1 pseudogene is annotated in these 587 nt (G+C 52.1%); it reads right to left on the bottom strand.

Annotated features, from left to right (window positions below):
* Positions 1–587, bottom strand: a pseudogene (locus FKW31_RS15780) (IS3 family transposase); the annotation flags it as partial.

The following is a 587-nucleotide window of genomic DNA, read 5'->3' on the forward strand; positions in this document are numbered from 1 at the left end:
AGGCAGCTGTTTTTAGTTTCTGGGCGGGGGTTAGCCCGCTGTTCCCCATGTTGGGTCTGTCATGGTTATATGTCCAGAGCCATTGTGTTGCGACCTCCTGCACGTCCTGAATGCTTTCAAACAAATACTGCTCCAGCCATTCCTGCCGGACAGTTCTGTTGTAGCGTTCAATATAGGCGTTCTACTGCGGATTACCCGGTTGCGTATAGATCAGGGTAATCCCCTGTTTTTCGGCCCATGAAACCAACGTATAACTGACATATTCAGGGCCATTATCCATTCGGATGGCTTCTGGCCTGCCACGCCACTCCATAACCTGTTCCAGACAGCGGACAACCCGACAGGCCGGCAGGGAAAAATCAACCTCGATCGCCAGTCCTTCACGATTGAAGTCATCCAGAATGTTCAGGAGCCGAAAAGCGCGTCCATCCAAAAGTCTGTCCGCCATGAAGTCCATAGACCAGACCGTGTTGGGAAGGGTTGGAACCGACAGCTCTGGCTTTTCGCGAACAAGACGCCTGCGGGGTTTAATCCGCAGGTTGAGTTCCAGTTCCCGATAGATCCGATAAACCCGCTTATGATTCCAG

Origin of the sequence: Acetobacter sp. DmW_136, assembly GCF_008690365.1 — a bacterium.
Lineage (GTDB): Bacteria > Pseudomonadota > Alphaproteobacteria > Acetobacterales > Acetobacteraceae > Acetobacter > Acetobacter oryzifermentans.